This window comes from Coprococcus sp. AF19-8AC (assembly GCF_003603115.1).
Lineage (GTDB): Bacteria > Bacillota > Clostridia > Lachnospirales > Lachnospiraceae > Coprococcus > Coprococcus aceti.
Genome location: NZ_QTMI01000013.1, coordinates 286 through 576, shown reverse-complemented (window position 1 = coordinate 576; position 291 = coordinate 286). Strand labels below are relative to the sequence as shown.

1 protein-coding gene is annotated in these 291 nt (G+C 46.7%); it reads left to right on the top strand.

The genetic code is table 11. The features are described from left to right. Positions 1-127 precede the first annotated feature (127 nt). Positions 128-291 (top strand): IS66 family insertion sequence element accessory protein TnpB (gene tnpB, locus DWX57_RS14845; protein WP_207666533.1); only part of this gene is annotated, 164 nt, incomplete at its 3' end.

Here is a 291-nt window from a genome sequence, read left to right as displayed (position 1 = left end):
GATTATCAGAATGACCTTGATTCGTGCAGCAGTTCAAAGATAAGGATAGACCGCGGCAGCATACACATAGAGATCGCTGGCGGTGCTGCTCCCGCAGTGATACGTTCCATCATGGAGGTTCTTGTAGATGCTGAATGATGCAGTTGGTTTTTCTGAAATATACATAGTATGTGGCAGAACAGATCTTAGGTATGGTATAGACAGCCTTGCCGGAGTTCTCAGATCCCTTGGCATAGAGAACCCTGCAACAGCGGGTACGCTTTATCTATTCTGCGGAAGAAGATCTGACAG